This window comes from Vulcanococcus sp. (assembly GCF_044369115.1).
Classification (GTDB): Bacteria; Cyanobacteriota; Cyanobacteriia; order PCC-6307; family Cyanobiaceae; genus Vulcanococcus.
The window spans coordinates 1-3926 of the sequence record NZ_JBIPMN010000206.1; the positions used below are offsets into that span (position 1 = coordinate 1).

The 3926-nt window shown below is 64.5% G+C and carries 4 protein-coding genes; 1 reads left to right on the plus strand and 3 read right to left on the minus strand.

Translation table 11 applies throughout. From position 1 onward, the window contains the following. On the plus strand, positions 1 to 896 hold an 896-nt coding region (locus ACIQ2E_RS13100; protein ID WP_398331355.1), incomplete at its 5' end, for a hypothetical protein. On the opposite strand, the gene ACIQ2E_RS13105 is transcribed toward ACIQ2E_RS13100, so the two are convergent. From ACIQ2E_RS13105 to ACIQ2E_RS13115, 3 genes are read right to left on the minus strand one after another with little or no spacing between them, the layout of a single operon-like run. Beyond that, positions 868 to 1875 carry a glycosyltransferase gene (locus ACIQ2E_RS13105; protein WP_398331358.1) on the minus strand — a complete coding sequence of 336 codons (1008 nt, stop codon included), beginning with the start codon at positions 1873 to 1875 and terminating at the stop codon, positions 868 to 870. The genes ACIQ2E_RS13100 and ACIQ2E_RS13105 overlap by 29 nt on opposite strands. Continuing rightward, positions 1876 to 3597, minus strand: a complete 1722-nt coding sequence (locus ACIQ2E_RS13110; RefSeq protein WP_398331361.1) for a glycosyltransferase family 4 protein — start codon at positions 3595 to 3597, stop codon at positions 1876 to 1878. It lies immediately after the preceding gene. Continuing rightward, positions 3590 to 3811: a hypothetical protein gene (locus tag ACIQ2E_RS13115; protein ID WP_398331364.1), complete on the minus strand. Its 222-nt coding sequence runs from the start codon at positions 3809 to 3811 to the stop codon at positions 3590 to 3592. Before ACIQ2E_RS13115 ends, ACIQ2E_RS13110 begins: the two co-directional genes overlap by 8 nt. Positions 3812 to 3926 lie beyond the last annotated feature (115 nt).

The window sequence follows — 3926 nt, forward strand, 5'->3', positions numbered from 1 at the left end:
GCCGCTTTCGCCGGCTGCCCAATCCCTGGCGAGCTCTACTTGAGGCCGAACGGGAAGATTCCCTCTGTGCCACGATCAATTCAAAGCTGCAGGACGGCCTTCCTGTGGTGGTTGACCTGGTGGGCGGCATCGGTGATCAGCTGGAGAATGCTGCGCTGCTGCTGAACATTCAGACCCAGCTCAACCAGATGCCACCGCTCTCGGTGCGGGCCCTGGGTGAAAACGCTGGAATCGTCGCCCGCCTGCTGGAACAGGTCGAGGGGCTGCATCTGCTCAGCCAGGCCAACCAGGACCACGCCCAGTGGCGCATCACGGCCCCCTGGTTTCGCTACTGGCTGGGCCGGTGCGGTATCCGCGAAACCATCCGTAGGCCTCTGCTCGATGAGTCCCGGGTCGATGGCTCCGGTCGCGACACCCTGCTGGTGTGCTGGCGCACCAAGCCGGATACCATGAATCCGCTGAGCTCCTTCAGTCGCTCGCTGCCGTTTGCGCGAATCGTTGCGCTGCTGGATCAGTGGCGCGGCGCGGCGCAACGTCGGGGGCTGCAGCTGATCGACATCAGTGATTACACCCCCGACGAGGCCAGGGTGCTGCAAACCTGCCATGGCGGGTGGGTCACCCTGGCTCGCCGGCAATTGAACAGCCTGCAGGACACGCTCAGGCTCATGCGACGGTCCGAGGCGATCGCCACCGTCGACACCTCCCTGGGCCACCTGGCCGTGCTGTGCCGCCGTCAGGTGAATCTGCTGCTGCCGCTCTGGCCCGACGAACGCTGGTACGACCTGCTTGCTGACGGGCTGTATCGCGAGCTCACCACGGTGCACCAGCAAACCCGTTTTCACAGCTGGGACGAGCCGCTGACAGCACTCAGTCGGAAGCTGCAGCTGACCCGCTGATCAACGCGGGCCAGACCGTGAGACAGCGCTTCTGCTCCTCGGTGAGGGAGTATCGCTGCCGCAGCGCCACCGCCTGCTGCACCAGGTGCTGGGTCATGGCCTCAGGGTCAGCTTCAAACCTGCCGACGGCAGCCTCGAGGCTGTTCACAAACGCCAGCAGGTCGCCGAAGGGCACGTCGACCAGCGAGGGGGAACAGAAATCACGCCCCGCCAGACCGTGATACCCCACCACCAGGCACCCGCAGGCGATCGCCTCGGCCAGGGGCAGACCAAAACCCTCGGGGTGACCACAGCTGAGAAAGATCAGGGCATCGCGAAGCTGGGCGGCGATCTCCTCGTGGGGCAGGCGTCCCAGCTCCACAAACGGATAGCGAGCCAGGGATGGACGCCTCTCGGCCATCGCCCGCACGATGCGTGCATGCTGAAGCTGTTTGCGGCCCAGATAAACGATCTTGCGAATCTTGCGCTCGGGTGGATAGAACAACGCCCCATCGATGCCATTGAGCACCACATGCACCCGGGCCGGATCGAGACCGCAACCCTCGATCAGAAAGCGGCGGTTGTCTTCTGACACAGTCACCACGCCCTTGAGATCGGGATGGTGGTAGAGATCGATCACATCGGCATCGATGTTGCTGTCAAGTCCAAAGGTGTAATAGGCGTTCTGGTTGAAAACAATCTTGGGGATACCAGGAAGATATCCGGGAATGTTGCGCACCCAGGTTTCCGGCAACACCAACCAATCGCTGGCAGGGTCGGGTGACGAGGCCAGATAGGCCTGCAGATCGATCACCGGTGCCTGACTGTTGAACCAGTCGGCCCGAAAACCGGCTGACTCATGCAACACCCAGGCCGACCAGCCGGCCTGGTGCAACAGCTCCACCTGGCGGTAGATCTGTTTCACGCCACCGATGGGGTGGTTGGTGTCGGGGTAGCAGACAAAGAACAACCGCGGCCGCGGCTCGTGTGCAGCGCTCATCTAGGAGGCATCCGCACAGACACGGGCGATGCCAAGTTTCACCAGCATCGCCAGCACGGCCTGGCGACGCACGGCGGGCACACCCAGGCGCTCCAGATCGCTGTCGCTGATCTGACCCTCGTCGCTGAGCTGCCTGATCACTGCCCCGTGGGCCCCACCACACAGCAACTGGCTGAACAACTGCACCATCGGACGCTCAAGAAAGCTCGCCGGGGTGGACCCTGGCGTGCAGATCAAACGGGTTGCTGCGAAAGCCTCAGTGCCGTAACCGGCAAACAGATCGGCCATGGGAGCCTGGGCCGGCGGCGAAGGCGGCAACGGTCCGGCAGCCTGGCGCAGAGCCGCCAGCTCAAGCCACAGGTCTCTGTACTGACGCTGCACCACAGACCAGCAAAAGTGTTGCTGCCAGCGGTGACGGGCCATGATGCCCATAGTCTGTCGCCGGCCAGGGTCAAGCAACAGCCGCTCCAGGGATTGGAGCAGCGCATCTTCCTCGACCACAGCGGCGAGGCTGAGCACGCCGATCATGTTGTCGTAATCGATCAGGCCCAGGCGGTAGGAACGGTCCAGTGGGTCGAGGCGGCCTCGCTGGGCAAACGCGGTACGGATCGGGACCCGAATGCCGGTCACGCCGTCGTGCACCAGATCCTTGTAGCCGTCCCAGTCGCTCACCACCGTGGGCAGGGCCGCAGCCATCGCTTCGATGACCGAAAGCCCAAAGGTCTCCTGCAGGTTGTCGGCTGGTGAGACGAACAGATCGGCGGCTGCCAGGGCCAGGGCCTTCTCGTGCTCGGTTGCCGGTTGCAGGCCTCCCAGACGGCGGATCTGCAGCTGGGGCAGATCCTGTTGCAGCTGGTCATAGGCCTCGGCCACCGAACTGTTGAACAGGTGGCCACACTCGAGCAGGATCACCTCATGGCCCGGGTGGCGGTGCATCAACCTGGCAACGGCGCGATACAGCGGCAACGGATGGGCCTTGCTGTGAAAACTGAGCCGCCCCAGAAACAGCAGCACAAAGGCCGATGCAGGCAGCTGAAGCGCGCTACGGGCCTGGCGGCGCAACGCGTCCCGTTGGCCGGGATCCAGCACATCCACAGGGCCCAGAGGCTGCAGAGGCTCCTCGACCGCAAGCGGAATCAGCGGCAGCTGGGGTCCGGCAGGACGCGGCAGACTCTGGCCGAAACGCCGCTCCAGCGCCTGATGGCGATGGTCCATGGCCGCCTGCACCACGGAGCGTCCGGCCCTCGAGGTGCACACCAGGGCATCCCAGGGCTGCAGCGGCGCCGTGACCAGATCGGCCATGGCGTTGAACACGCTCTCCGAACAGAGTGTATGGATCACGCCGGTGATCGAAAAGCGATTGGCGGGCTGGCCAGCTCGCAGCATTTCCCATCGGGCCAGGCCCGGATCGGGAACGTGCAGGGCACCCACCGCCTGAAATGATTCGCGGTGAAAGCCGATCGCCAAGCGCAGGCGGGCGCCGGAGGGCAGCGCAGGCTCTAATAGCTCCTTGAGACGCCTGGCCTCGGGCTCACTCGAGACCAACAGGGTGAGCTCCTCGCCGTCGTCGAGATGGGCGCACAGGCCGCGGGCCATGGAGCGTCCGGCCACCCGACGGCCCAGCACCTGAAACTGATCGGTGTCGAAGGCGTCACCAGGGAGCAGCAGAGCAGCCGGAAACAAGCTGCTCACTGGCGGCACGGCCGCGGTCAACTCAGGCATAGAAGTCGCGCCGGTAGGCCCACCAGCACAGCAGTGTGAGCAGCAGCGCAAACGGCAGTGGCGTGGCGGCCAGCGCGACGATCCAGAAATCAGCCACCCTGGCCAGACCGATCACCACCAAGGCCCAACCCAGCAACAGCCCCAGAGGCACGGCAAAGGGGCTGGTGCGCACCCGCACCAGCCCTCGGCGACAACGGCGGTAACGGCGTGACAAGGGCGAAGTCTGTGAACGGCGACTCTACGAGAGCTACGGCGGGTACATTGCTGTGGCGATGCCGTGATCGCTTGCGTCTCCATCTGGCGATCGCCCATTACTTCAATGCCAACGG

Coding starts and splice junctions, on each gene's coding strand:
- ACIQ2E_RS13105 (WP_398331358.1), bottom strand. CDS start 1,875: ATGAGCGCTGCACACGAGCCGCGGCCGCGGTTGTTCTTTGTCTGCTAC.
- ACIQ2E_RS13110 (WP_398331361.1), bottom strand. CDS start 3,597: ATGCCTGAGTTGACCGCGGCCGTGCCGCCAGTGAGCAGCTTGTTTCCG.